The sequence below is a fragment of the Mesorhizobium erdmanii USDA 3471 genome, assembly GCF_000472705.1.
In the GTDB taxonomy this organism is placed as follows: domain Bacteria; phylum Pseudomonadota; class Alphaproteobacteria; order Rhizobiales; family Rhizobiaceae; genus Mesorhizobium; species Mesorhizobium erdmanii.
This window is the reverse complement of the sequence record NZ_KI421453.1, coordinates 214,082-239,024: the sequence shown is the minus strand read 5'-3', so window position 1 is coordinate 239,024 and position 24,943 is coordinate 214,082. Positions and strand designations below refer to the sequence as shown.

The 24,943-nt window shown below is 64.8% G+C and carries 23 protein-coding genes and 1 pseudogene; 7 read left to right on the top strand and 17 right to left on the bottom strand.

Annotation, left to right across the window (positions count from 1 at the left end):
* Positions 1 to 4: 4 nt before the first annotated feature.
* Together A3AU_RS0128585 and A3AU_RS0128580 are read right to left on the bottom strand one after the other, a co-directional pair.
* Entirely contained in the window at positions 5 to 1,165 is a 1,161-nt protein-coding gene (locus A3AU_RS0128585) for a CaiB/BaiF CoA transferase family protein (protein ID WP_027055933.1), read from the bottom strand.
* A 2-nt stretch (positions 1,166 to 1,167) separates the two neighbouring features.
* The gene (locus tag A3AU_RS0128580; RefSeq protein WP_027055932.1) at positions 1,168 to 1,719 is read right to left on the bottom strand and encodes a MaoC family dehydratase; all 552 of its coding nucleotides are present in this window, start codon (positions 1,717 to 1,719) and stop codon (positions 1,168 to 1,170) included.
* Positions 1,720 to 1,919: 200 nt separating this feature from the next.
* Here A3AU_RS0128580 and A3AU_RS0128575 point away from each other — a divergent pair, with 200 nt between their 5' ends.
* Positions 1,920 to 3,017, top strand: a complete 1,098-nt coding sequence (locus tag A3AU_RS0128575) for a lactonase family protein (RefSeq protein WP_027055931.1) — start codon at positions 1,920 to 1,922, stop codon at positions 3,015 to 3,017.
* 27 nt (positions 3,018 to 3,044) lie between these two features.
* Here the strand turns inward: A3AU_RS0128575 and A3AU_RS0128570 are convergent, their stop codons facing one another.
* Positions 3,045 to 4,025, bottom strand: a complete 981-nt coding sequence (locus A3AU_RS0128570) for a Tim44 domain-containing protein (RefSeq protein ID WP_027055930.1) — start codon at positions 4,023 to 4,025, stop codon at positions 3,045 to 3,047.
* Between the two features lie 71 nt (positions 4,026 to 4,096).
* Entirely contained in the window at positions 4,097 to 4,396 is a 300-nt protein-coding gene (locus tag A3AU_RS0128565) for a TFIIB-type zinc ribbon-containing protein (RefSeq protein ID WP_027055929.1), read from the bottom strand.
* 217 nt (positions 4,397 to 4,613) lie between these two features.
* Between A3AU_RS0128565 and A3AU_RS1000000139220 the strand changes: the two are divergent.
* Both A3AU_RS1000000139220 and A3AU_RS0128555 read left to right on the top strand, forming a co-directional pair.
* Positions 4,614 to 4,766, top strand: a pseudogene (locus A3AU_RS1000000139220) (LysR family transcriptional regulator); the annotation flags it as partial.
* Positions 4,767 to 4,855: 89 nt separating this feature from the next.
* Positions 4,856 to 6,502, top strand: a complete 1,647-nt coding sequence (locus A3AU_RS0128555; protein ID WP_027055927.1) for an acetolactate synthase large subunit — start codon at positions 4,856 to 4,858, stop codon at positions 6,500 to 6,502.
* Between the two features lie 33 nt (positions 6,503 to 6,535).
* Here the strand turns inward: A3AU_RS0128555 and A3AU_RS0128550 are convergent, their stop codons facing one another.
* The 8 genes from A3AU_RS0128550 to A3AU_RS0128515 all read right to left on the bottom strand — a co-directional run bounded on the left by A3AU_RS0128550 (position 6,536) and on the right by A3AU_RS0128515 (position 15,600).
* Positions 6,536 to 7,705, bottom strand: a complete 1,170-nt coding sequence (locus A3AU_RS0128550) for a substrate-binding protein (RefSeq protein WP_027055926.1) — start codon at positions 7,703 to 7,705, stop codon at positions 6,536 to 6,538.
* Between the two features lie 81 nt (positions 7,706 to 7,786).
* A complete protein-coding gene (locus tag A3AU_RS0128545; RefSeq protein WP_027055925.1) occupies positions 7,787 to 8,488 on the bottom strand; it encodes an ABC transporter ATP-binding protein in 702 nt (233 codons plus the stop codon).
* 2 nt (positions 8,489 to 8,490) lie between these two features.
* Entirely contained in the window at positions 8,491 to 9,195 is a 705-nt protein-coding gene (locus A3AU_RS0128540) for an ATP-binding cassette domain-containing protein (protein ID WP_027055924.1), read from the bottom strand.
* Positions 9,192 to 10,178 carry a branched-chain amino acid ABC transporter permease gene (locus A3AU_RS0128535; RefSeq protein WP_027055923.1) on the bottom strand — a complete coding sequence of 329 codons (987 nt, stop codon included), beginning with the start codon at positions 10,176 to 10,178 and terminating at the stop codon, positions 9,192 to 9,194. Before A3AU_RS0128535 ends, A3AU_RS0128540 begins: the two co-directional genes overlap by 4 nt.
* Positions 10,175 to 11,047 carry an urea ABC transporter permease subunit UrtB gene (gene urtB / locus A3AU_RS0128530; RefSeq protein WP_244277578.1) on the bottom strand — a complete coding sequence of 291 codons (873 nt, stop codon included), beginning with the start codon at positions 11,045 to 11,047 and terminating at the stop codon, positions 10,175 to 10,177. Before urtB ends, A3AU_RS0128535 begins: the two co-directional genes overlap by 4 nt.
* A complete protein-coding gene (locus A3AU_RS0128525; protein ID WP_027055921.1) occupies positions 11,037 to 12,158 on the bottom strand; it encodes a class II histone deacetylase in 1,122 nt (373 codons plus the stop codon). Before A3AU_RS0128525 ends, urtB begins: the two co-directional genes overlap by 11 nt.
* 83 nt (positions 12,159 to 12,241) lie before the next feature.
* The gene (locus tag A3AU_RS0128520; protein ID WP_245235591.1) at positions 12,242 to 14,902 is read right to left on the bottom strand and encodes a winged helix-turn-helix domain-containing protein; all 2,661 of its coding nucleotides are present in this window, start codon (positions 14,900 to 14,902) and stop codon (positions 12,242 to 12,244) included.
* 50 nt (positions 14,903 to 14,952) lie between these two features.
* Positions 14,953 to 15,600: a GNAT family N-acetyltransferase gene (locus tag A3AU_RS0128515; RefSeq protein WP_027055919.1), complete on the bottom strand. Its 648-nt coding sequence runs from the start codon at positions 15,598 to 15,600 to the stop codon at positions 14,953 to 14,955.
* Between the two features lie 177 nt (positions 15,601 to 15,777).
* Here A3AU_RS0128515 and A3AU_RS0128510 point away from each other — a divergent pair, with 177 nt between their 5' ends.
* From A3AU_RS0128510 to A3AU_RS0128495, 4 genes are read left to right on the top strand one after another with little or no spacing between them, the layout of a single operon-like run.
* Entirely contained in the window at positions 15,778 to 17,079 is a 1,302-nt protein-coding gene (locus tag A3AU_RS0128510) for an ArgE/DapE family deacylase (protein ID WP_027055918.1), read from the top strand.
* Entirely contained in the window at positions 17,076 to 18,134 is a 1,059-nt protein-coding gene (locus tag A3AU_RS0128505) for a phosphotransferase (RefSeq protein ID WP_027055917.1), read from the top strand. The genes A3AU_RS0128510 and A3AU_RS0128505 overlap by 4 nt, the downstream gene beginning before the upstream one ends.
* Complete coding sequence (locus tag A3AU_RS0128500) at positions 18,135 to 19,436, top strand: aspartate aminotransferase family protein (RefSeq protein WP_027055916.1); 1,302 nt, start codon at positions 18,135 to 18,137, stop codon at positions 19,434 to 19,436.
* Between the two features lie 16 nt (positions 19,437 to 19,452).
* A complete protein-coding gene (locus A3AU_RS0128495; protein ID WP_027055915.1) occupies positions 19,453 to 20,109 on the top strand; it encodes a GntR family transcriptional regulator in 657 nt (218 codons plus the stop codon).
* Here the strand turns inward: A3AU_RS0128495 and A3AU_RS0128490 are convergent, their stop codons facing one another.
* From A3AU_RS0128490 to A3AU_RS0128470, 5 genes are read right to left on the bottom strand one after another with little or no spacing between them, the layout of a single operon-like run.
* On the bottom strand, positions 20,110 to 21,432 hold the full coding sequence (locus A3AU_RS0128490) for an NAD(P)/FAD-dependent oxidoreductase (RefSeq protein ID WP_027055914.1): 1,323 nt from the start codon (positions 21,430 to 21,432) through the stop codon (positions 20,110 to 20,112).
* Complete coding sequence (locus A3AU_RS0128485) at positions 21,429 to 22,406, bottom strand: branched-chain amino acid ABC transporter permease (protein WP_027055913.1); 978 nt, start codon at positions 22,404 to 22,406, stop codon at positions 21,429 to 21,431. Before A3AU_RS0128485 ends, A3AU_RS0128490 begins: the two co-directional genes overlap by 4 nt.
* On the bottom strand, positions 22,403 to 23,311 hold the full coding sequence (locus A3AU_RS0128480; protein ID WP_027055912.1) for a branched-chain amino acid ABC transporter permease: 909 nt from the start codon (positions 23,309 to 23,311) through the stop codon (positions 22,403 to 22,405). Before A3AU_RS0128480 ends, A3AU_RS0128485 begins: the two co-directional genes overlap by 4 nt.
* The gene (locus tag A3AU_RS0128475; protein WP_027055911.1) at positions 23,308 to 24,075 is read right to left on the bottom strand and encodes a branched-chain amino acid ABC transporter ATP-binding protein; all 768 of its coding nucleotides are present in this window, start codon (positions 24,073 to 24,075) and stop codon (positions 23,308 to 23,310) included. The genes A3AU_RS0128480 and A3AU_RS0128475 overlap by 4 nt, the downstream gene beginning before the upstream one ends.
* The gene (locus tag A3AU_RS0128470) at positions 24,072 to 24,872 is read right to left on the bottom strand and encodes an ABC transporter ATP-binding protein (protein ID WP_027055910.1); all 801 of its coding nucleotides are present in this window, start codon (positions 24,870 to 24,872) and stop codon (positions 24,072 to 24,074) included. Before A3AU_RS0128470 ends, A3AU_RS0128475 begins: the two co-directional genes overlap by 4 nt.
* Positions 24,873 to 24,943 lie beyond the last annotated feature (71 nt).

Sequence of the window (24,943 nt, the reverse complement as noted above, 5' to 3'; positions counted from 1 at the left end):
GTGGTCACAGGCCGAACTCCGCGCGGATCGCATCGCTGTGCTCGCCGATGCGCGGTGCCGCCCGATCGACCTTGGCTCTGATGCCATCGACCCTGAGAGGCGAACTGGTGGTGAGGATTGAGACATCATCCTCGCGCGTCACTGTCTGCAGCATGTCGAGCGACTGGAAACCTTCGCTCGCCAGCATTTCCGGCCAGGTCAGCACCTTGGCGCACCAGATGTCGGCTGGTTCCAGAATGGCCAGCCATTCGTCGATCGTCTTCGTCGCGATCCGCTGCGCGATGATCGCCTTGATGTCGTCGCGCGCGGTGAACCACGATGCCGGTTTGTCGCGATAGGGCGCCAACTCGTTGAGTGATAGCAGATCGGCGAGTTTCGGGATCGGCGTCATGGCGATGGCCAGGTAGCCGTCCTTGGCCGGATAGACGCCGTAAGGCGCCGAGAGATAGGCATGCGCGCTGCGGAAATTGGAACGCTTGGGCAAGCGGCGGCCATCATTGAGATGCGTCGTCAGCACCTCGAACTGGAAGTCGACAAGCGCTTCCAGCAGGCTGGTTTCGATATGGCTGCCCTGGCCGGTGATGCCGCGCCGCACCAGGGCGGCCAGAATGCCTTGCGCGCAGGCAGCGCCCGCCAGCATGTCGCCGATGGCGAGGCCGAACGGTACCGGTCCCTGGTCCTCGTCGCCATTCAGCCACATGACACCCGAGCGCGACTGCGCCAGCAGGTCCTGGCCGGGCCGCTTGACCCAGGGACCTTCCTCGCCATAGCCGCTGATCGAGGCATAGACCAAACGCGGGTTGATCTTGCGCACGGCCTCATAGTCGAGGCCGAGCCGTTCGATGACACCTGGCCGAAAATTCTGGATCAGCACATCGGCCTTGGCCAGCAGGCCGCGCAACGCCTCGAGATCGGCCTCGTTCTTGAGGTCGATGGCAAGACTTTCCTTGGCCCGGTTGATGGCATGGAAAATGGTGGAATCGCCGCCGATCTCGGTGTCGCTGAGATAGAGCCGGCGCGACAGGTCGCCGCCGTCCGGACGCTCGATCTTGATGACGCGGGCGCCGAGATCGAGCAGCCGGAGCGAGCAGTACGGCCCGGACAGGAACTGGCTCATGTCGACGACGACGAGGCCGGCAAGCGGCAATTCGGCCTGAGCCGGCATTTCTATTTCTCCGTCTTGCCGGCGAAATCGGCCGGGTTGCGGTACTTCACCGTCTGCAGATGTTCGCAATACAAAACGAGCTCGCCTTCGCCCTTGAACACCTCGTAGCTGGCGCGGATCAGCCCCATCTCCTTGTAGCGGGGCTTTTTGTCGAGGTTGGAGCGGATCGAATAAATCGTGTCACCAATGAAGACAGGCTTTATGAAACGAAGCTTGTCGTAGCCATAGGAAAATGCGTTGACGCAGTTGGTGGCGACCAGCCCCAGCCCGGCCGAGAAGACGAACGCGCCGGCGATCAGCCGCTTGCCGAAAATGCCCTCGCTTTCGGCAAACATCTGGTCCTGCACATAGGGGTGGATGTCGAGCACCAGCGTGTTGAAAAGGTGGCTGTCGCCTTCAGCCATCGTGCGCCGCAACGAGCGGATTTTCTGGCCGACCGGCCAGTCCTCGTAGAACCAGTTCTCGGCGTTCCACACCGGCAGCGCGGCATGATCTTCGGGCATGTTCCTGGGGTGCGTCGAGGCAACGCCGACAGTGGGCGCGAAGTCGTTCATGGCTGGCTCCGCCGGTCCTGGAGGAGGCACAGCGCAGCCATCTCAACGCGCGTCGAGGCGTATGAAAGCAAGACGTCTCCTCCTGTCAATCTTCTTTTGTAAATAGTATTTTCACATATGGGGTTGCGTTGCAAGCGAGGACAGGCGAAATTTTGGTTGTTCCCACGGTGCCAAAGCGCCGGCGGGCAGGGGAGGAAATCATGAGCGGTGCATGTCTGGTGTTTGTCGGCAGCCTGAACCGGGAAGCGCCCTACTTTCAGGGCGCGCGCGGTGTCGGCCTCGGCGTCTACAGCTTCGACGAGGCAACTCTGGAAATCCGGAAACTGGCCGAGACCAGCGACGTCGACAATCCGACCTTCCTGTCGGTGACGCCGGACGGCTCGCGGATCTATGCCAATTCGGAAGTATTTGCCTGGCGCGAGGGCACCATCTCCGCCTACCGCTTCGATCGTGGCTCAGCCACGCTCACCTATCTGAACAAGCAGCCATCGCTCGGCAGCATCACCGCGCACAACACCATCACCCGCGACGGCACGAAACTGCTGGTCGCCAATTACGGCATGGGCGAGGGCGGTCCGGATCGCGCCGTGGCCGTGTATGGCTTCGACAGGGATGGCGCACTATCGCCACCGCTGGCCAGCGTGTCGCACAAGGGCACCGGCCCGAATGCGGCGCGGCAGGAACGCTCGCATGCGCACAGCGTCACCGAAACCATTGCCGGTGGAGCGGCCATCGTCGCCGATCTCGGCACTGACCGCCTGGTGTCATACCGGATCGAGCAGGATGGAAATCTGACCAAGCTTGCCGATTCCGCTTTGCCGTCAGGCGCCGGTCCGCGCCATCTCGCACTGCATCCGAACGGACGCTTCGTCTTTGTGATGAACGAGCTGGATTCGACCGTGGTTTCGACGGTGCTGGACGAGGCCACGGGAAAACTCTCGGTCATCGACGCCAAGCCAGCGGTTCCGGCCGAGGCGCGCGACAGCAATCATTGCGCCGATATCCAGATCTCGCCGGATGGCCGCTTCATCTACGGCTCCAACCGTGGCCATGACAGCGTCGTCATCATGGCCGTCGACCAGCAGACCGGTACGCTCGGTCTTGTCGGTTATGTCCCCTGCGGCGGCGCTACGCCGCGCAATCTGGCGCTGACGCCGTCAGGCGGCCACCTGTTCTCCGCCAACCAGAATGCCGACCGCATCTCGATCTTCGCTCGCGATGCCGGGACCGGCATGCTGACCGACACCGGACGCGCCATCGAGATCGGCACGCCGATGTGCGTCAGGATCGTGCGCTGAAGCGCTCGTGGGTCAGAACGGCCGGACTCAGGCCTGCTGTATTGCCGAGAGCTTCCAGTTGGAGCCGCTCTGACGCGTGAAGGTCCACAGTTCGGTGGTCTCCGTCGGGTGATCCTCGTCGCCGTCGACGACCTTGCCGCTGGCCCGTTCGCGCGTCACGTCGCGAGACTCGTAACGCAAGGCGGCGGTGGCGTAGTCGCGGTCGTCCTCGCGCCAGCTTTCGGCGATATCGGCCTGCAGCAAGGCGATGTCGGAGACCTCGTTCCTGAGACCTCTCTGGGCGTTGTCGGCCAGCTCCTCCGAGAGATAGGACACCATCTCGGGCGTGACTGCCCGACGCAGCGCGGCATGGTCTTCGCGTCCGAATGCTTCCTGGACATCGGTTAACAACTGCTGGAAGGCGTCAAGGTCGGATTGAGCCAACGTGATCTCTTCGGAAACGGCGGCCGGCGAGCCTCCGCCCGAACCGCCGCCAAAGCCGGGAATTGTGAAGGAGCCCGCAGCCTGCGGCTGGCCCATTGCGCGGTTCTCAAAACTCGACGCCGGGGCGTTGCCGGCACCGGCGAGCGCGGGGCCACGTGCCGATTGCGACCGGAAGAAGCGGATGGCCAACATGATCGCGCCGCCGATGAGCAGGGCCTGCAGCAGGAAACCGAACATGCCGGCCAGGCCGCCAAAACCTTGGCCGACGAGTAGGCCGATCAGGCCGCCGAGCAGCAGGCCGCGCATCATTGTTCCGCCGAAGCCGCTCATGAAGCCGGGCCTTTGCGGGCCGGCCTGCGGCTGCCGGGCGGCGGAGTTCACACCGGTGTTGGGCGTCATCGAACGTTCGACCGGAGCGGTCGGCGCCGGAGCGGTCCTGGTCGGTGGCGCCGATTGGAAGGTGCGCGTGCCGCGACTGCCGAAACTGCCGCCGCGCCGTGCCTCGGCATGATCGATCGCGACCATTGAGAAGGCAAGGAACAGGCCTGCGAAAAGAGTGGCAAATCGGCTGGTGCGGGAAAGCATCGGTATGGACCTTTGTCGATGTGGCTTTGGAAATTTCGGCAGATGCCGGCGGGCTTGCCCGCGTCATGCAGTCAATCGAACAGTTCTTCGAAGAATGATTTCTTGCGCTTCGGATAGCGGTGGCCTTGAGAGCGCGAATAATCGTCATCGCGGCCTTGGCCATGGTGCGGCTGGGAGTATGCCGCCGGTTGCGCCTGCGTGGCGGGCGGCGCTTCCTTGGCCGATCGCTCGATGATCTTGTCGAGTTCGCCTCGATCGAGCCAGACGCCGCGGCACTGCGGACAATAATCGATCTCGATACCTTGCCGTTCGCTCATCACGAGCGCGACGCGGCAGGAGGGGCAAACCAGACCAAGCAGGGAAGTTGTCATACGGGGCTCCAAACCGAAAGTATGAGCCCGCTTGACCGAAAAGGAAGGAACGGGCCCGTTAAAGCGGTCCGACATCACAATCACCAGAAGCGATCGTCAGAGGGGCCCGGCCCGCACCCGACAATTAGGAATGCGGAGCTGTGCCTTCAAGGGCGATAGTGCCGGCAAGAATGATTTGTTCGCCGTTGCCGTTGCTCAGATCGTCACTACGCCCCTCGTTCGAGCCGGTGCGCTGGTGGCGCTGTTGCCGGACCACCCGCGCCATCTCTACGACTGCCACGCCCTTTGGCTGCAAACGCCGCATCTGCCGCTCAAGGTGCGGCTTGCCGTCGACGCGTTGGCGGCAGCCTTGCCGAAACTTATGGCCTGATTGCGAGCCGTGCGGGCTTGCGCTCTTTGAGGCGCAGCTTTCCAATGCCATATGAAGGCGGAATTCACGCATTGCAGGAGAGGCGGTTCATGACCAAAGGTTCGGATCTGTTCGTCGCGGCCCTCGAGAATGAGGGGGTCGACCGGATCTTCGGCATTCCGGGCGAAGAAAATCTCGACATCGTCGAATCGATCCGCCGTTCGTCGATCCAGCTGATCCTGACCCGCCACGAACAGGCGGCCGCCTTCATGGCCGCCACCTATGGCAGGCTCACCGGCAAGGCAGGCGTGTGCATCACCACGCTTGGTCCGGGCGCGCTCAATCTGACGACGGGTGCTGCCTACGCGTTGCTCGGCGCCATGCCGATGATCATGCTCACCGGCCAGAAGGGCATATTGTCGTCGCGGCAGGCGCGCTTCCAGATCGTCGATATCGTCGCGGCGATGAAGCCGCTGACCAAGCTGTCGCGCCAGATCGTATCGCCCAGGATGATCCCATCGCTAGTGCGCGAAGCTTTTCGCGTCGCCCAGGAAGAGCGGCCGGGTCCCGTGCATCTGGAACTGCCGGAAGACATTGCGGCGGCGGAATGCGAGCCGGTGGCGCTGGTGCCGACACATCCGGTCGAACTGCCCACGGCAAGTGCTGCCGCGCTCGATCGTGCCGCCCGCATGATCATGGAGGCCAGGCGTCCGCTGCTGATGTTCGGCGCGGCGGCGTCGCGGCCGCGCGTGACCCCCGATGTCGCCCAGTTCGTGCTGCGCACGCAAATTCCGTATTTCACCACACAGATGGGCAAGGGCACCGTGCCCGGCGGCACCGAGCTCTATATGGGAACGGCAGCCCTTTCGGAGCGCGACTATGTGCACGAGGCCATCGAGCAGGCTGACCTGATCATCACCATCGGCCACGACACGGTCGAGAAACCGCCCTTCATCATGGGCGCCAACGGACCGAAGGTGATCCATGTCGGCTACCACTCGGCCGATGTAGAACAGGTCTATTTCCCACAGGCCGAGATCGTCGGCGACCTCGGCCCGTCGCTGGCGCTGCTGGCCGACCGCGTCGAGGGCAAGATTCCCAATGCGCAGGCCCTGCTGCCGCTCAGGGAAGGTATTTTGAGCCGGATCGCCGCGCGTGCCACCGAAGACCGCTTCACGCCGCAGCGCATCGTGCATGATGTGCGCGCCGTCATGCCCGCGGACGGAATTCTCGCTCTGGACAACGGCATGTACAAGATCTGGTTCGCGCGCAACTACCGCACCCGCATGGCAAACACACTGCTGCTCGACAATGCGCTGGCGACCATGGGCGCCGGCCTTCCCTCGGCGATGATGGCGGCGCTGCTCTATCCCAACCGCCGAGTCATGGCCATCTGCGGTGACGGCGGCTTCATGATGAACAGCCAGGAACTGGAAACCGCCGTCCGGCTCAAGCTCAACCTCGTCGTTCTGCTGCTGGAAGACCATGCCTATGGCATGATCCGCTGGAAGCAGGCGGTCGACGAATTTCCGGATTTCGGCATGACCTTCGGCAATCCCGATTTCGTCAAATACGCCGAGGCCTATGGCGCCAGGGGGACCAGGGTTGCCGAGATCGCCGCCTTGCGGCCGGCGCTGGAACAGGCCTTTGCCGGCGGCGGCGTGCATCTCGTCGTCGTGCCTATAGACTATTCCGAAAACACCAGGGTGCTTGTCGACGAATTGCGCGAGCGGCTGCCGGCCCCAAAGTCGACCTGACGGCGGCGAAGCCGCCGTCAGGATGCCGAGGTCCTACAGCTTGCAGTAAGGCGTTACCGGCGCGATCTGGCCGAAATCCTTGACGATTTCGTAGCTGATGCCGTCGGCCGCCGCCTTGCCGACATAGGAATGGCAAAGCGTGTGGTTGTTGGAGGCGTCGACGCGGATCTTGCCTTGCGGCGCGTCGAACTCGATCGTCGGCAGCGCCTTGAGCACATCGTCGTCTTTCAGCGATCCGGCCTTCTCGGCGGCCAGCGCATAGAGGTGCAGGCCGTTATAGCCGGCCTCGCCGATGCCGTTGACCATTTTCTCCTGGCCGAATTTCTCGCGGAAGCTCGCGATGAACTTCTTGTTGACCGGATTGTCGAGTGCCATCCAGTAGGGCTGCGGCGCATAGGTGCCGGCGGCGACGCCGGGTGGCAGCGCGTCCTTGTTGAAGACTTCGTCGAGCGGCGCGATCAGCGGCTGCTTGATATCGAAAGAGCGATACTGCTTGAGCTGGGTGACGGCGTCGTTGCCGACCACCATCGACCACACGACATCGGGCTTCAGCGACTTGATCTTCTGGAAGGCCGGGCCGAAATCCGTGGTGCCGAACGGATAGTAATCGGCGCCGATGACCTTGCCGCCGGCCTTCTCATAGGCAGCCGTGATCGCCTCGGTCATCTTCTGCGGCCAGGCATAGTCGGAGGCCATGACATAGATCGTCTTGCCAAGATTCTCGGCTACCCAGGGCATCATCGGGTCGACCTGCTGCATCGGGATCGGGCCGGTGGCGACGAAGTAGCGGTTGCATTCGCCACCCTCGAAATTGGTCGGGTAGAAGAACAGCTTCTTGGCCTTCGAGGTCACCGACAGCGTCGCGCTGCGCTCGGGCGAAATGATCGTGCCCATGATCACGTCGACCTTGTCTTCATTGAGAAGCTTGCGCGCCTTGTCGATCGAACCCTTGGTGGTTGTCTGGTTGTCCTCGATGAACAATTCGACCTGGCGGCCGCCAATGCCGTTGGCGGCGTTGAGTTCGGCGGCGGCGAGCTTGTAGCAATTGAGCAGCGTCTCGCCGAGGATCGCTTGCAGGCCGGTGATCGGGATCGACAGGCCGACCTTGACGGTGTCGGCGGCGCGCAGGATCGATGGCGCGCCGACCATGGCGAAGGCGGCGGCCGCGCCGCCGGATTTCAGGATGGTTCTTCTGCTTATCATTGTTGTGTTCCCTTCCAGTCCAGGCGCGCCCCATGCACGCCTTACAAAGTCAAAAAATCCCCGGCGCGCTTCACGTGCGCCTTACAGGGCCAACAGGTCTTTCAGCAGGCTCTCGTCGGCGAACGCCTCCGGCGTGCCTTCGTGCACGATCTTGCCCTTCTCCATCACCAGGCAGCGGTCCGCCGCCTTGAGCACGAGATCGAGATTCTGCTCGACCAGAACGATCGCGATGCCGCGCTCGCGGGCGATGCGCGGCACCAGTTCGGCGATCGATTGCACGATGTTCGGCTGGATGCCTTCCGAGGGTTCGTCGAGCAAAAGCACGGAAGGCAGGCCGCAGAGAGCGCGGCCGATCGCCAGCATCTGCTGCTGGCCGCCCGAAAGCGTGCCGGCGACCTGCGCTTCGCGTTCGCGCAGGATCGGAAAATAGTCGAAAATGTCGTCCGGAATGCCGCCATCGCCGCGATCCCTGGCGGCGCGGGTGCCGACTTCCAGGTTCTGCCGCACGGTCAGCTGGTTGAAGATGCCGCGCCCCTGCGGCACATGGGCGATGCCTGCTCGCGCCCGGCGGAAGGCCGGGGCGTTGGTAAGGTCCTGGTCGCCGAGAAGCACGGCGCCACCGCTCGCCTTCAGCCCGCCGGCGATGACGCGCAACAGCGTCGTCTTGCCGGCGCCGTTGCGGCCGAGCAGGCCGACGACTTCGCCTGATGCGACGCTGAGATCGATGCCGTTCAGCACCGGGAGCAGGCCATAGCCGGCTGAGATCGCCAGTGTCCGCAGCATGGTCAGCGCCTTCCCAGATAGACGTCGCGGACCATTTCGTCGGTCTCGATGTCGTGGAAAGGACCGCTGCGCAGCCGGCGCCCCTGATGCAGCACCAGCGTCTCGCAATTCAGCGCCCGCACGAAGCGGATGTCGTGTTCGACGGCGACGATCGAGAACTCCCCCTTGAGCCGCAGCAGCATCTCGGCGGTCGCCAGCGTCTCCTGCGGTGTCATGCCGGCGGTCGGCTCGTCGAGCAGCAAAAGCCGCGGTTCGATCGCCAGCGCCATGCCGATCTCCAGCCATTGCTTCTGGCCATGCGCCAGTTCGCCGGCCAGCGTGGCCGCGCGGCTACCGAGCGCGACCAAGTCCAGCAACTCGCCAAGCGGGCGAACCGGCGCGGGCGCGCCCCACCGTGCAACCTTCAGATTGTCTTCCACCGACAGGCTCGGAAAGACCGACGGGATCTGGAATTTTCGCGCAATGCCGAGCCGCGCGATGCGGTGCAGCGGCAGGCCGGCAATGTCGTGGCCGAGGAAGCGCACGCTGCCGCTGGTCGGCCGGAGCGTGCCGGTCAAAACGTTGAGGAAGGTGCTCTTGCCGGCGCCATTCGGCCCGATGATGCAACACAATTCCTTGTCGCGCACCGTCAGGTTCAGCCCTTCCAGCGCCTGCAATCCGCCAAAACGGATACCGACATTCTCGGCCAGGAGCAGGACGTCGCTCATGGCGCGTGCCTCCGGCTTTTGAACAGGCCTTTCAGCCGCGCATAGATCGACAGGATACCGTCGGGCAGCACGAAGACGATGATGACGAAGACGCAGCCGAGCAGCAGCGGCCACAGGCTCGGGTTGAAGCTTGAGATCGTCTGCTGCGCGCGCTGGATGAAGATGGCGCCCAGCACCGGACCTAGCAGCGTGCCACGCCCGCCAACCGCCACCCAGACGATGACTTCGGTCGACAGCAGCAGGCCGGAGAGATCGGGCGCTACCAGTCCGGCCATGCAGACATAGAGCGCGCCCGCAAGCCCGGCGATCGCCGCCGAGAGGATGAAGGTAACGAGCAGCCGCAGCGGTGCATTGTGGCCAAGCGCTGCCGCCCGGACTTCATTGTCCTGGATGGCGGTGAGCACCGTACCCCAGCGGCCGCGGCTGATCGACCACAGCGCCAGCACGACAATCGCGACGATGGCCGCGACGAAGACATAGCTCGGCAGGTCCTGGCTGAGATCCACGTGCACCCCGCCAACATCGAACGCGATCGGCGGGATGCCGATCAGGCCGCTGTCGCCGCCGGTGACCGAACTCCACGAGACGGCGGCCTGCTGGCAGATGACGCCCATCGCCAACGTGACGATGGTGAAGTAGCTGCCGCGGATGCCGCCGAAGAACAGGAAGTAGCCGATGATGGCGGCAACGAAGGCCGCGCCGGCCACGGCGCCCAGAATGCCGAGCAGGCTGCCGAAGGGAATGGCGTCGTTGAGCGTGATCAACGCCATGATGTAGCCGCCGATGCCGAAGAAGGCGGCGTGGCCGAAGCACAGGATGCCGGTGCGGCCCCAGAAGAAGTCGAGGCTCGCCGCGAACAGGCCGAAGATCAGCGCGTCGCGGATGACGGTCAGCTGGTAGCCGTCGGCGAACAACGGATAGACGACGGCTAGCGCTACGCAGACGGCGAAGATCAGCAGCCAGTTGCGGTCGCGGGCGATCATCGCGATGCTCCGTTGAACAGGCCGTTGGGCCGCAGCCGTACGGCGACGATGGCCGCGAGCAGCACGATCGCTTGTGCCAGCGAGGGCGAGATCTGGTAGTTGAGGATGCTGGTCAGTCCCCCAACGAAAACGCTGCCGGCGACGAGGCCGCCAATCGAGCCGACGCCGCCGACAATGACGACGAAAAAGGCGTTGGCGAGATAATTCACCCCCATCTGCGGCAGCACGATCGCCAGTGGCGCGACCAGCCCGCCGGCAAGCCCGGCGATGGCCGCGCCGAAGGTGAACGCAATGGCGTAGGTGCGCCTCGTGTTGATGCCGACGCCTTCGGCCATCTCGCGGTTCTGGATGACGGTGCGGATGTCAAGCCCGAACGACGTCCGGCTGATCAGCAGCACGACGCCGAGCAAGGTCAGCATGGCAATCGCGATCAGGATCAGCCGGTAGGCCGGATAGACGGTGAAGAACAGGTCGAACGTGCCCTCGATCGGCGGCGTCACCGGCTTGGCGCCGAGGCCGAAGGTCAGTTCCAGCCCTTGCTGCAGGATCAGGCTGACACCCCAGGTGGCGAGCACCGTCGAGACCGGCCGCGAATAGAGATGGCGGATGATGGCGAATTCCAGGACGCAGCCGACCACTGCACCGGCGAGGGGGGCAGCAAGCAGCCCCAGCCAGAACGAGCCGCCGATGCTCTGGACGAAATAGACCGCGAAGGCGCCGACGGTGACAAATTCGCCATGCGCCAGATTGGTGACGTTCATCAGGCCGAAGCTGATCGCCAGCCCGAGGCCGACCAGCATCAGGATGCTGATCAGTGTCAGCGCGTTGAGGAGCGTGGTGACCAGAAAATCCATCGCGTCAGGCAGCACTTGCAAGCCGTTGGCGCAGGCCCGCGAGCAGGCCTTCGGCCGCGTCGATCACAGCCGCCTGATGCGGCTGCAGCTCCTGCCCGGCCCATTCGTCGATATGGTCGGACAGGGGATCGACCACTTCAGTGCGATGATTGGCCAGCGTCTCGATCACGGCATGGCCGCAGAACGGCACATAGCCTTCGGAGTAACCGCCTTCGTGGGTCATCATCAGCCGCCCGTTCGACGTCTCGGCGGCCAGCGCCACCATGCGCGCGGCAAGGCGCCGGAAGCATTCGCTGTTGAGCATCATGCGGCCGAGCGGATCGAAGCCCGAAGCATCGAAGCCGGACGCGACAATGACGAGATCCGGCTTGAAGGCGCGCAGCGCCGGGGCAATGATGCGGTCGAACGTCGCTTCATAGGCGCCGGTGCCGCTGCCGGCGGGCAGCGGGATGTTGATGTTGTAGCCTTCGCCTTCGCCCTTGCCATTATCGGCCTGCGCGCCGCGCCCGGTCGGATAGAGATTGTCCTGGTGCAGGGAAATGGTCAGCACCGAAGGGTCGGAATAAAACACCGTTTCGGTGCCGTTGCCGTGGTGCACGTCCCAGTCGACTATCGCCGCGCGGCCGAGCAGGCCTTCATGCTGCAGCCGGCGCACCGACACGCCGATGTTGGAAAACAGGCAGTTGCCCATCGCCTGGTCGGGCTCGGCATGATGCCCGGGCGGCCGCGCCAGCGCGTAGGCGTTGTCGACACGGCCCGTCAGCACCGCGCGCATCGCCGCATAGGTGGTGCCCGCCGAGAGCAGGGCGATGTCGAAACTGTTGAGGCCGATCGGCGCCTGCGGCCCGGCGAAGCCGCATCCCCGTTCGCTGAGCATCCTGATGTCGTCGATATGGCGCTGCGTGTGGACGCGCAGCAGGTCCTCGACCGTCACCGGCTCGGCAAGGATCGGCACCAGATGGCGCGCCAGGCCGCTGACCTGGATAAGGTTGTTCAGCCGGCGCTTCGACCCGGGCGATTCCAGGTGCCGCCCGGGTTCCACGAAACGGCCGGGAGGCATCATGTCGGCACTGGAGCCGGTGTCATGCCACATCAGCTGTTCGTGAAAAACGTAACCTGTCGCCATCCGCAGCGTCCTCTACAATCCGCAGGAGGCTAGCAGGCTAACGAAACGATGGCCCGACCCGAAAGAGGGGTTGCATCAGATGTCTATACCCCTCCTTTCGGAGGGGGACGAAGGTTTGAGGCGACCTGGGCGGCACGCACGGCTTGCACGCGGTTCGATACCGAGAGCTTGCCGAAAATGTTCTTCAAATGCCATTTCACCGTCGTCTCGCTCACCGACAGGGCGACCGCGATATCGCGATTGGACATGCCTTCCGACAGGCAGCGCAGCAGTTCGGATTCGCGCTGGGTGAGCTGCTCCTTTTCGGCCGTCGGTGCTGCCGGCTTGCGCGTCGGTACGGGCATCGTCTGCGCGGCATCGATGATGCGCGTCGCATAGGCCGACAGGGACGGGTCGGTCTTTGCTTGAGCGGCCCGCAGCCGCATCAACGCTTCGACGACAGGCCTGCCTTCGTCGACGAAGGATCGGATGAAGCCGGAGGGCTGGGCAAGGCGCAGCGCTTCCAGAAGACGCCGGTCGGCCTCGCGCTGGTCATGGCCGGCGTTCTTGGCGCGCAGGATCAGCGCCAGTATGTGGCGGCGCATGCGCCCGCTGCTTTTCGTTCGCTCCAGCAACGTGTCCAAAAGTGTCGCGGCCGCCGCATAGGACTTTTCAGCCGTCAGCAGCCGGCCCTCGGCGAAGAACTCGAATTCGTTGGCTACGGTGGGGGCGGTCTCAGTGCTTTCGCCGCGATGCTCGTCGAGCAGGTCGCGTGCCTCCAAGATTCGGTTCTGGTCTAGCAGAAGCCGGATGCGATCATGCACCAGCACCGAGGCAAGGCGGCGGTAGACCGAACCGCGCACACGCTGGTAGACGCGCTCCAGCATGTCGAGCGCCGCGTCGCCGCGACCGGTCAGCTGCAGCACGCGGGCATAGGTCGGCACGCTGGCCAGGGGATAGACGATGACCGCGGCGCCCTCGATCAGCGGTCCCAGATTCTCGACCAGCGTCAGCGCTTCGCCCGAAGCGTTGGTCTCGTAGGCGAGTTCGGCAAGCAGCGTTCCGGCGAGTGCCTCGGCATAGGAATTGGCGCCGATCCGTGTCCTGGCCTCGATGATCGTGTTGCGCAGCAGCCGTTCGGCGGCGGGCAGGCGACCGGCGGAGCGCTCGATGACGGCCATGTAGCAATTGGCGATGGTGACGCCGAGCAGGCTGCCGCTTCGCTCATGCGCCTTGCGCGCCGCGTCGACCGCCGCCCGGGCGCCCTCGAGGTCGCCCAGAGCGTAGAGATTGTAGCCGATGACGTTGGCGGTTGCGCCTTCCATGAACCAGGCATCGGGCGCGATGATGCGCAACGCGGCCAGCGCGGTGTCGCGCGCGTCCTCGAACCGCTCCAGCGTGCTGTGCACGGCGGCATCGAGAACAGCGATCTCGGCCTCGATCGTGGTGCCGGTCAGCGTGCCCGGATCCTTGCCGTCGGCCGGCCCGGTCTCGACCAGCTTGCGCGCATTGGCGAGGGTCATCTGGGCGATTTCGGGCTGGCTCGAGTGCACCGCCAGCCACAGCACGATCAGCTGCAGCCGGATGCGCTGGTCGACCAGTTGCTTCGGCAGCAGCGCCAGCAACTGGCGCACGTAAAGCAGCTGGCACTGGGCGATGAGTTCGAGCGCGTTGTTCTCGACGAACACCGCCGCGCGCGCCTGGTCGCCGGCGGCCAGCGCATGCCCGATCGCCTCGGTCAGCATCTTGCGTTCGCCGAACCATTCGGCGGCGGCCAGGTGCAGCGGGGCGATCATCTCCGGCTCGCGCCGTTCCATTTCGCGGCTGAGGAAGTCGTGGAACAGATGATGATAGCGGAACCAGCGCCGCTCCTCGTCGAGCGGGACAAGGAAAAGATTGCGGGTCTCGATTTCGGTGATATCGGCCTCGGCATCCGCCGCACGCAAGACTGCCCGGCAAGCCTCGGCGCTGAAGCGCTCGAAGATCGAGCTGTGGAGCAGGAACTTGGCCAGCGCCGGTGGTAGCCCCAGGAAGACTTCGCCCATCAGGAAGTCGGCGACGTTGCGGTTGGCGCCGGTGAAGTTGCCGATGACGGTTTCCGGCGCATGCGCGGCACTCAGCGACAGCGAGGCGAGTTGCAGGCCGGCGGCCCAGCCTTCGGTTCGCGAACACAAGGTCTCGATCGTGCCGCTGCAGACGCTCAGGCCGAGCTTGTCGTTGAAGAAGGCCTCGGCCTCGGACGAGGCGAAGCGCAGATCATCCGGGCCGATTTCGAAAACGTCGCCAAGCACCCTAAGCTTGCCGAGCTGCAAGTCGGGCAAGTTGCGCGAACCGATGACGAAGGCAACATTGGCGGGCGCCTGCCGGGTCAGCCGCTCCATGAACCGCTTCACCGGTGGCGCGTCGATGACGTGGTAGTCGTCGAAGAACAGGGTGATCTCGGCGTCGCGCGCCGCAAAGCCCGCCACCAGTGCCGCAAGCACGACGTCGAGCTGCGGGATCGGGCTCGACTGGAAGGCGAGGTCGAGTTCGGCCGGGTTCTGGACGAGATGGCGCAGCGCGCCCACCAGATGCGACAGGAAGGCGCCTTCGTCATTGTCCGTCGTCTCGCAGGACAGCCAGGCGGTCAGCCGGCCGTGGCGCACGACTTCCGCCGCCCATTGCGCCATCGTCGTCGACTTGCCGAAGCCGGCGGGCGCGGCGAACAGCACGATGCGCGTGTCGACATGTCGCTCCAGCCTCGACAGGATGCTTTCGCGCCGCACCCACCGGCGATGGTGAGACGATGAAAGGCCGGCGGGTTGCGAAGACGGTCTCATCTGGCGCCGGGCACCCATTCCGTCGTGATCAACGGGATCTGCGGGGCCGCATCGCGCGGCAGGGTCCCCTTGATCCGGGGATCGTCGGTTATTTCGAATCCGGCGGCATAGGGTTCAAACCCGCAAGCCCGGTAGAAGCCGATGACGCTGTGATGATCGATGCTGCTGGTGTGCAGCCAGATGCGGCCGGGACCGAGGCGCCATGCCTGGTCGAGCGCGCCGGCCATGAGCCGCTTGCCGAGGCCTCGGCCGGTCAAGGCGGGGAACAGTCCTAAATAGGTGATCTCGATCTCGTTGCCGTCCGCCACGCGGAATTCGACCATGCCGACGTGGTCGCCGCTTTCATCATGGCCGTAGTAGAGATGCTGGCGCGGGTCGGCGAAATGCGAGGTGATCTCAGCCTCGGACATTTCGGCGGCGCGATCCCAGAGCCAGGGAGCGCCGATCTCGAGGAAGATCGTGCGGTAGGCGGCACTGTCGGGCTTGGTGATCCGGGTCATTGCCAGGGGTTGGGCGAGACCTGGCACTGGCGCGCGCGCTTCCATCCACGTCACGGCATTGACGATCTTGCCGGCCGGCACGCGCCGGTAACCGGGAGAGAGATCGGTGACTTCATCCGGCAATGGGCCTTCGGTGACCAGCATCTGTCCTCGATCTCTGCTATCCAGCCTCGCTGGCATACAGCAAGCTGATGCCAACTATGCGCCCGCATGCCAAGGGGTTCCCGCGTTGGGCCATAGTTTTGGCCCGACCTGTCTCTTTGCCTTTTGAGAAAATGGCATATGAGATATGATACACCATTCATGGGAAAGCGGAATATCATGCCTGAGCGAATTGCCGACGAAGCCATTTTGCATGCGGTTGATGACGGCTTCGCGCGGCAAGTCGCTTTCCTGGCGGACCTTGTGCGCTTTCCCTCCCAGCGCGGCGAGGAGCACGCCGCGCAATCCTTCATGGCCGCCGCTTACGAGGCCGACGGTTATGCGGTCGACATGTGGCGTGTCGATGTCGACGCGATCCGCGACCTGCCTGGGTTTTCACCGGTTGCGGTCTCCTATGACGATGCCTTCAATGTCGTCGCCACCCATACGCCGCGAAACGCCACCGGCCGCTCGCTGATCCTCAATGGCCATATCGACGTGGTGCCGACGGGACCGCTCGACCGCTGGGTGCGCGACCCCTACGATCCGGCGATCGAGGATGGCTGGATGCACGGGCGCGGCGCCGGCGACATGAAGGCCGGCCTGTCGGCCTGTCTCTATGCGCTCGCCGCCTTGCGCGGCCTCGGCTATCGGCCGGCCGCGAATGTTTACCTCCAGTCGGTGGTCGAGGAGGAGTGCACCGGCAATGGCGCGCTCGCCTGCCTGCAGCGCGGCTACCGCGCCGACGCCGCCTTTATTCCCGAACCCCTGGAACCGCGACTGATGCGGGCGCAGGTCGGGCCGATCTGGTTCAGGGTCGAGGTCGACGGCGATCCGCAGCATGCCTCCGGCGCTTTCTCGGCCGGCGCCAATGCCATCGAAAAGGCGTTCGTCATCATCCAGGCGCTGAAGCAGCTCGAAATCGTCTGGAATGCGCGCAAGGTCGATGATCCGCATTTCTGCAATCACCCGCATCCGATCCGCTTCAACCTCGGCAAGATCGAAGGCGGCGAATGGGCATCGAGTGTTCCGGCGCGCTGCGTCTTCGAGATGCGGGTAGCGACCTATCCGGGCCAGAAGCTCGAGGATGCCAAGGCCGAACTCGAAGCCTGCATCGCCGACGCGGCGCGCGCCGATCCGTTCCTGGCCAATCGCCCGCCCAAGATGAGCTACAATGGTTTCATGGCCGAGGGCTACGTGCTGGAGGGCGCCGACGAGATGGAAGCCGTGCTGCGGCGCAGCCATACCGCCGTGTGGGGCGAGCCGCTGACGGAACACGTCACCTCGGCGACGACGGATGCGCGCTTCTTCGGCCTCTATGCCGACACGCCGGCGATCGTCTACGGCCCGATCTGCCGCATGCCGCATGGCTATGACGAGGCCGTCGATCTCGATTCGGTGCGCAAGGTTACGCAGACCATTGCGTTGTTCATCGCCGACTGGTGCGGCCTCGAGCCGATCGATCCGGAGGCCGGATCATGAATGCGGCCGTGCCTGACGGTTTCGGCGAGACGCTTGCCAAGGACGCGCCAGATGTCTCTATCGCCGAGGCGCTTGCCATCTTGCGCCGGCACTATGGCCTCATCGGCACCGCGCGTCCGCTGCCCGGCGAGCGCGATCACAATTTCCATATCCGGACCGAAGGCGAGGGCGAGTTCGTCCTCAAGGTTTCCCATCCGGCGGAAGAGGCCGGCTTCACCGATTTCCAGAACAAGGCGCTCGATCATATCCTGGCGGTCGATCCCACATTGCCGGTTCCCTTGGTGCGCAGGAGCCTTGAAGGCAATGCGCAATTCATGGTCAGCCTCAGTGGATCGGCGCCGCGCATCATCCGGCTGGTCAGCTATCTCCCCGGCCAGTTGCTGTCGCGCTCGCCGGCATCGGCCGCGCAGGATCGCAATCTCGGCATTTTCCTCGCCCGGCTTGGCCGGGCGCTGCGCGGCTTCTTTCATCCGGCGGCCGGCAGCGACTTGCTCTGGGATATCAGAAAGGTCGCCAAGACACGGCCGATGATGGCGCATATCGTTGACGGTGGCCGGCGCGCCATTGTCGAGCGTGCGATCGACGCATTCGAGGAGCATGCGGCGCCAGTAATCCCGAAACTTCGCGCCCAGATCGTCCACAACGACATGAACACCTACAATGTCGTGATGGACGCGTCGCGGCCGGAGGTGGTGGGCGGCATCCTCGATTTCGGTGACATGATCCATTCGCCGCTGATCTGCGATCTCGCCATCGGCGCCGTCTATCGCTGGCCGGCGGAGGGCCATCCACTGGCGCCGGCCGCGCGCTTCGTTGCCGGCTATCAATCGGTGCAGCCGCTCGAGGTCGAAGAAATCGGCATTCTTTTCAATCTGATCCGCGCCCGCCTTGCGCTCATCGTGAACATCACGACGTGGCAGGCGGAGCGGTTCCCGGCCAAACGCGACTATGTCCTGCGCCACGCCGCGGAGGTCTGGACCTCGCTCGAACGGCTGGATGGGCTGTCATCCGCGGACGCCCGCCACTATTTCCTCGACCATTCCAATCCGGAGTAGATACTCGTGTCCCAGTCCTCGCCAAATGCCGACGCCACAGCCTCCGAGCGCGCGCTGCTCGAACGCCGCGCCAGGCTGCTCGGGCCGACCTACCGCGCCTTCTACCGCAACCCGATCCATCTGGTGCGCGGCAGCGGCGTCTGGCTCTACGACGCGCAGGGCCGCAAATTCCTCGATGCCTACAACAATGTCGCCTCGGTCGGGCACTGCCATCCGCGCGTCGTCGAGGCGCTGTCGGGTCAGGCCGCCACGCTCAACACGCACACGCGCTATCTCAGCGAGATCATTCTCGACTACGCGGAGAAATTGCTCGGCACCGTCCCGGCCCATCTCGGCCATGCGATGTTCACCTGCACCGGCAGCGAGGCCAACGATCTCGCCATTCGCATCGCCCAGCATTCGAGCGGCGGTACCGGCGTCATCATCACCGACTTTGCCTATCACGGCGCCACGATCGCGACGGCGCAGCTGTCGCCGGCGGCGGTCGGGGCAAAAGGCGTGCCGGCGCACCACCGGACCGTGAAAGCGCCCGACACGTTCCGCGACCATGGCCGTGCCGCGCATGATTTCGCCAGGAATGTCGCCGCCGCCATAGAGGATATGCGCGCGCAAGACATCCGCCCGGCGGCACTGCTGCTCGACTCGGCCTTTTCCAGCGACGGCATCTTCTTTCCCGACGCTTCCGTCATGCGCGAGGCGGCGGATCACGTCAGGAACGCCGGCGGCATCGTCATTGCCGACGAGGTCCAGTCCGGCTTCGGCCGCCTTGGCCAGGGCATGTGGGGCTTCGCCAATTATGGCCTCGAGCCCGACATGGTCACCATGGGTAAGCCGATTGGTGACGGGCATCCGATGGGTGCGGTGCTCGTGCGGCCGCAACTCGTTTCGTCCTTCGGCTCCAACACCGGCTATTTCAACACTTTCGGCGGCAATCCGGTCGCGGCGGCTGTCGGCATCGCCGTGCTCGAGGTGATCGAAGGCGAGGGGCTGATCGAGAATGCACGCAATGTCGGCGCCTATACGGGCGACCTTTTGGACGCACTGCAAACCCGGCACGGCATGGTTGGCGACGTCAGGCACAACGGCCTCTATTTCGGCGTTGAACTGACAGCCGATGGCGACGAGGCGCTGGCCGCCAGCAAGACGTCGGCGGTCGTCGAAGCCATGCGCGAGGATGGCGTCCTGATCTCGTCCTGCGGTCCACGCGGCAATGTGCTGAAGATCAGGCCGCCTCTGCCGTTCGCCAGGGACAATGCCGAGCAATTGGCCGAGACACTCGACCGCGCACTGTCGAACTGGTGATCGGAGCGGGCCGCGCATGCTGAAGCTCGAACATCAGACCCTCAATGACCGCGCCTATGGCGCGCTCAAGCAGGAATTGATTTCAGGCGGCTTCAGCCCGGGCCAGACCCTCGTTATCCGCAAGCTTGCCGAAACCTTCGGTATCTCGACCACACCGATCCGCGAGGCGCTGCAAAGGCTGGTGGCCGAACGGCTGCTCGAGATGCAGAACAACCGCTCTGTCATCGTGCCCTTGCTGTCGGCCCCCGCCTTCGAGGAACTGACCCAGATACGCATAGCCGTCGAAGGGCTGGCGGGTGAGATGGCAGCCACGCGGATCAGCGAAAGCGGATTGGCCGATATACAGGCGACGCTGGCCGGCATGCAGCGCGCCATCGAGGCCGGCGATAACAGGGCCTACCTCTCGCTGAACGAGGCGTTCCACTTCGCCATCTACCAACATGCCGGCGCGCCGATACTGCTCAATATGATCCGCGATCTCTGGGGTCGCGTCGGGCCTTATCTGAAGCTGCTGATGCAGGCCGATCGCTACATTCCGCGGTCGAACGACGCACATCGCAGGACTGTTGCTGCATTGGAGCAGGCCGATGGCCCTGCTGTCCGGGTTTCCCTTGAACAGGACATCGCGGTGGCGGCCGCGGTTCTCTCCGAAAATCTTCGCACGACGGCCTGATCAGGCGGTTGCTTGGGGAGGCCTGCCCGTCTCGTCCAGCCGATCGCGCAGCATGCTCCAGCCGAGCAGCATGTTGGGAGCGTGCCGCAGCAAGGCGTGGAACGGGATCGGCGCCGGCGGCGCGAACGGCAGCGGCAAGTCACGCGCCTCGGTTCCGACGGCCCAGTCGGCCAGCACCTTGCCCATCGCCGTCGTCATGGCAATGCCGCGTCCGTTGCAGGCTCGGCCGGCGATCAGGCCCGGCCCGAGGTCCAGCAAATGCGGCAGGAAGTCCGGTTCGACCGCGGCCATTCCCGACCAGCCATAGGCGAGCGGCGGCAGGTCTGGCAGGCCGAGATGATGGCCAAGCCGTCGCCAGATTGTCCGCGGCACGCGCGTGTCGGCGCCGACGCTCAGAATGTGCATCCCGCCGGTGATCAGCCGGTTGTCGGCATCGAAACGGAAGGTGAAGAGATTGCGCCTGGTATCTCCGACACCTTGCCCGCCAGGAAGCAAACGCGTGCGCACTTCGCGCGGCAGGGGCTCGGTCGCGACCTGGAAAACCTTCAGCGGCAAATAGGTTCGCCGCAGCAGCGGATTGAGCGGCCCGCCATAGGCGTTGGTGGCGATCAGCACCTTGCCGGCGCGCACCGAGCCCGACGGCGTTTTCAGCGTCCAGCCATCGGCCACGCGATCGACCGCGGTGACGCGCGTGTGCTCGAAGAGGCGCGCGCCGGCCGTCTGCGCCGCATCGGCCAGACCGCGCGCATAGGCGACCGGATTGAGCACGCCACCCGAACGGTCCATCCAGCCTCCGATATAGCCACGCGCGCCCGTCAGCGCTTCGACCTCTTGCCGATCCAGCGTGACAGCCGGTCGGCCGCGCCGCGCCCATTGCTCGGTCCGTGATTTGACCTTCTCGAAGGCCGCGGGCGAGTGCGCCGGCTGGATCCATCCGTTTTGCACGGCGTCGCAATCGATGCCGTGCCGACGGATCAGGTCGAAGACGAGGTCGGCGCTGCCGGCGGCGAAATCGACCAGCCTCTCGCCATGCTCGGGGCCGAGATGCGCAAGGATGTTGTCCGGGTCCATCTTGGCAAAGTTCGGCACGACGAATCCGGCGTTCCGACCTGTCGCGCCCCAGGCGATGATTTCGGCCTCGAGAACAGCAACGGAAAGTCCTTTCCCTGCGGCGTGCAGCGCGGTTGAAAGGCCGGAAAAGCCGCCACCGACAATGGCGAGATCGACATTGATCCAGTCGTGCAGCGCCGACCGGTCGCGGCGATCGCGGCTGACGGCATGCCAGAGCGAAGCGCCATGCGCCTCCTGCTGGATCGCATTCATGAGTTCGAACTGCTGTTGGCCGCGTTCACCTTCGCCCGCTTGCCCGGGCGCCTTGGCCTGTCGCCGAATAATCCGTTCGGCCGGAGCAGCAGGATGACGCAGAGCATGACGCCGATGGCGACGATCTGCAGCGAGGCCGCACGCGCCTGCTGCTCCGGCGCGAACAGCACGCTGGTCAGTGTGCCGGACCCGGCCCATATCCCCCACACCAGGATGCTGCCGATGACGGCGCCGAGATTGCTGCCCGAGCCGCCGACGATCAGCATGACCCAGACCTGGAAGGTAAGGATCGGCAAATAATTGTCGGGCGCGATGAAGCCGGTGAAATGCGCCTGCAGCGCGCCGGCCAGCGCCATGATGGCGCCACCGACGGCAAAGGCCTGGACGCGGTAGAAGCGCGCGCTCTTGCCCAGCGAAATCGCCGCTCGCTCGTCCTCGCGCAGCGCCTTCAGCACGCGTCCCCAGGGGCTGCGCGCCAGGTGCTCCAAAGCGAGATAGGCGATGAGCGTGACCACGCAGACGACGGCGAGGTTGGACAGGTTGAACAGCAGCGGCGTCTCGGCAAGGCCGCCGAAGGGGCGCGGAATGAAACCGATGCCGAACGGCCCGCCGGTGAGCTTCTGCGCGTTGAGCGCCACCAGTTGCACGACGACGGCGACGCCGAACGTGGTGATCGCCAGATAGTCTGACCTGAGACGCAGCGTTGCCATCCCGGTCAGGGCGGCCGCAATGCCGCCGACGACCATTGCGCCCAGCCATCCGACGAGGATCGGCAGGCCGAAGCCACCGAGGCGCGCCGCATCGTCCGGTGTCGTCAGCAAGGCCGAGGTGTAGGCGCCGATGGCGACAAAGCCGGCGAGCCCGACATTGAACAGGCCGGTCAGCCCCCACTGCAGATTGAGCCCCAGCGTGACCAGCGAAAAGATCAGCGCGGTGGTCAGGAAGAAGGCGCCGTAGCCAAGCAGGTCCATCAGCGTTCCCTCACACCAAAAAGGCCGATCGGCCGCACGAACAGCACCGCCATCAGGATTATGAAGGAGACGGCGGCGCGCCATTCGGCGCCGATCAACTGCACCGCGCCGGCTTCGGCGAGCCCGATGATCAGGCCGCCGAGCACAGCGCCCGGAATGCTGCCGATGCCGCCAAGGATGGCGGCGGCGAACATCGGCAACAGCATGTCGAAGCCCATGAACGGGCGGATCTGCACCAGAATGCCGATCATCACGCCGGCGACGCATGCGAGCGCACCGCCGATCACCCAGGTGACGCGCACCACGCTGGCGACGTCGATGCCGACGATGCGGGCCAGCGCCGCGTTCTGGCTGAGCGCCTGCATGGAGCGGCCGGTCTGCGTTCGCGTCATCAACAGGTGCACGCCGAGCACCAGCACGGCGGTCAACAGCAGAAGCGCGATCTGGTCGGGGGTGATGCGGATGCCGAAGCCGACCGGCATGGCGATCTGGATCGCTCGGCTGAAATAGGTCGGACGCGAGGTGAAGGTGAATTCGAGCAGGCTGCGCAGCGCCATCGAGGCGCCGAAGCTCGCCATCACCACGATGATGGCTTGCCCCTGTGAGCGCAGCCGCGAGAACAACACTCTGTCGAGTAGCAGCGCCAGCAAAGCAGTGAACGCCATGCCGACGACCAGGGCAACTAGCAGTGGCCAGCCGAAGGAAAGCGGCGCGATCGGCGCCACCTTGCCGAAGGTCGCGCCAATGGCGCTGACGACGGCCAAGGTGGCATAAGTGCCCCAGGCCATGAAGTCGCCATGGGCGAAGTTCGAAAAGCGCAGGATCGAATACGTGAGCGTCACGCCGATGGCGCCGAGGCCGATCATCGAGCCGGTCAGCAATCCGTCGACGATGAATTGCAGGCTCATGCCGTGCCTCCTCTCGCCGCATGCCCCGTCCTCTGTGCGCCAAGAGGGCGCTGGCCGAGATAGAGTTCGGCAACGACCGGATCATTCCACAATTCGGAAGCAATGCCCTCGTGTCGATCCCTGCCTTCGACCAGCACATAGGCGCGGTCACCGATGGCCAGTGCCGCCTTTGCATTCTGCTCGACCAGGAGAATGGTGACGCCGGATTTGCGGATGCCGGCCAGCATCTCGAACACCATCGAGACGAATTTCGGCGACAGGCCGGCCGACGGTTCGTCGAGCACGAGCACCTTGGGATGGACGACCAGGGCGCGTGCGACGGCAAGCATCTGCCGCTGCCCGCCCGACAGATTGCCCGCGGCGGTGCGGCGTTGGCGCACGAGGTCGGGGAAGGCGGCATACATCTCGTCGATACGCGCGGGGATTTCGCGGCGCTGGAGGATGCCGCAGGCGACCTTGAGATTGTCCTCGACCGACATCAGCGGGAAGATGTTCTCGGTCTGCGGTACGAAGGCCAGGCCGAGCCGCACCATGGTGTGGGCGGGCGCGGCGGTGATGTCCTTGCCGTCCAGGAACACCGTGCCGCCGGTGATCGGGACGAGGCCGGCGATAGCCTTGATGAAGCTCGACTTGCCGGCGCCATTGGGCCCTAGGACGACGACGATCTCGCTCTTGTTGACGGTGATCGAGGCCCTGCGCACGATCGGCACGCCCGGCTCGTAGCCGGCCTCGAGATCGCGGACGTCGAGGACGGTTTCGCTCATGCCGTGCCTCCGAGATAGGCTTCGACGACGCGCGGGTCGCGTGCGACTTCTTCCGCCGTGCCTTCGCTGAGCAGTTGCCCGCCCGCCATGACCAGGACGCGGTGGCAGAGCCGCGTCACCATGTCGATATTGTGCTCGATCAGCAGGAAGGTGATGCCGCGCCCATTGATGTCGCGGATGCGGTCGATGATGACTTCCAGAAGCGTTGCGTTGACGCCGGCCGCAGGCTCGTCGAGCAGGATGATCGCCGGGTCGGCCATCATGACGCGGGCGAGTTCGAGCAATTTGCGCTGGCCGCCGGAAAGTACGCGCGCCGGCTCATGCGCGAGGTGGGTGAGGGTGACGAGTTCCAGCAGCGCCAACGCTTTTGCCCTGGCCGCCTTTTCCTGCGCTGCCACGCGCCAGGGCGTGACGAAATTGGCGAGCAGTTTTTCGCCGGCCTGGCCCTGCGCCGCCAGCATGATGTTCTCGATCAGCGTCAGATTGGGCAGTGGGCGCGGGATCTGGAAGGTGCGGCCAAGGCCGCGGCCGATGCGCAGATGAGCGGCCTCGCCGGAGACGCGCGTGCCGTTGAGCAGGATGTCGCCGCTGGTCGGCAATATACTGCCGGCGAGCAGATCGAACATCGTCGTCTTGCCGGCGCCATTCGGTCCGATCAGGCCGAGGATCTCGCCCGCTTTGACATCAAACGAGACGTCGTTGACGGCGACAAGGCCGCCAAACCGCCTGACGACGTTTCGTGCTGTCAGAACCGGTGCGCGGGTCTCCTTCCCCTGCCGTTCGGCTGCCTCGCTCATCAAACCCTCTGGCCGAAGACGATCATGGTCGTCTCCTGATTTTTGATTTGTGATCACACTTGCTTTGATCA

Bases quoted from the DNA above. Each gene is read 5' to 3' on its own strand.
- A3AU_RS0128585 (WP_027055933.1), bottom strand. From the start codon at position 1,165: ATGCCGGCTCAGGCCGAATTGCCGCTTGCCGGCCTCGTCGTCGTCGAC.
- A3AU_RS0128580 (WP_027055932.1), bottom strand. From the start codon at position 1,719: ATGAACGACTTCGCGCCCACTGTCGGCGTTGCCTCGACGCACCCCAGG.
- A3AU_RS0128575 (WP_027055931.1), top strand. From the start codon at position 1,920: ATGAGCGGTGCATGTCTGGTGTTTGTCGGCAGCCTGAACCGGGAAGCG.
- A3AU_RS0128570 (WP_027055930.1), bottom strand. From the start codon at position 4,025: ATGCTTTCCCGCACCAGCCGATTTGCCACTCTTTTCGCAGGCCTGTTC.
- A3AU_RS0128565 (WP_027055929.1), bottom strand. From the start codon at position 4,396: ATGACAACTTCCCTGCTTGGTCTGGTTTGCCCCTCCTGCCGCGTCGCG.
- A3AU_RS0128555 (WP_027055927.1), top strand. From the start codon at position 4,856: ATGACCAAAGGTTCGGATCTGTTCGTCGCGGCCCTCGAGAATGAGGGG.
- A3AU_RS0128550 (WP_027055926.1), bottom strand. From the start codon at position 7,705: ATGATAAGCAGAAGAACCATCCTGAAATCCGGCGGCGCGGCCGCCGCC.
- A3AU_RS0128545 (WP_027055925.1), bottom strand. From the start codon at position 8,488: ATGCTGCGGACACTGGCGATCTCAGCCGGCTATGGCCTGCTCCCGGTG.
- A3AU_RS0128540 (WP_027055924.1), bottom strand. From the start codon at position 9,195: ATGAGCGACGTCCTGCTCCTGGCCGAGAATGTCGGTATCCGTTTTGGC.
- A3AU_RS0128535 (WP_027055923.1), bottom strand. From the start codon at position 10,178: ATGATCGCCCGCGACCGCAACTGGCTGCTGATCTTCGCCGTCTGCGTA.
- A3AU_RS0128525 (WP_027055921.1), bottom strand. From the start codon at position 12,158: ATGGCGACAGGTTACGTTTTTCACGAACAGCTGATGTGGCATGACACC.
- A3AU_RS0128515 (WP_027055919.1), bottom strand. From the start codon at position 15,600: ATGCTGGTCACCGAAGGCCCATTGCCGGATGAAGTCACCGATCTCTCT.
- A3AU_RS0128510 (WP_027055918.1), top strand. From the start codon at position 15,778: ATGCCTGAGCGAATTGCCGACGAAGCCATTTTGCATGCGGTTGATGAC.
- A3AU_RS0128505 (WP_027055917.1), top strand. From the start codon at position 17,076: ATGAATGCGGCCGTGCCTGACGGTTTCGGCGAGACGCTTGCCAAGGAC.
- A3AU_RS0128495 (WP_027055915.1), top strand. From the start codon at position 19,453: ATGCTGAAGCTCGAACATCAGACCCTCAATGACCGCGCCTATGGCGCG.
- A3AU_RS0128490 (WP_027055914.1), bottom strand. From the start codon at position 21,432: ATGAATGCGATCCAGCAGGAGGCGCATGGCGCTTCGCTCTGGCATGCC.
- A3AU_RS0128480 (WP_027055912.1), bottom strand. From the start codon at position 23,311: ATGAGCCTGCAATTCATCGTCGACGGATTGCTGACCGGCTCGATGATC.
- A3AU_RS0128475 (WP_027055911.1), bottom strand. From the start codon at position 24,075: ATGAGCGAAACCGTCCTCGACGTCCGCGATCTCGAGGCCGGCTACGAG.
- A3AU_RS0128470 (WP_027055910.1), bottom strand. From the start codon at position 24,872: ATGAGCGAGGCAGCCGAACGGCAGGGGAAGGAGACCCGCGCACCGGTT.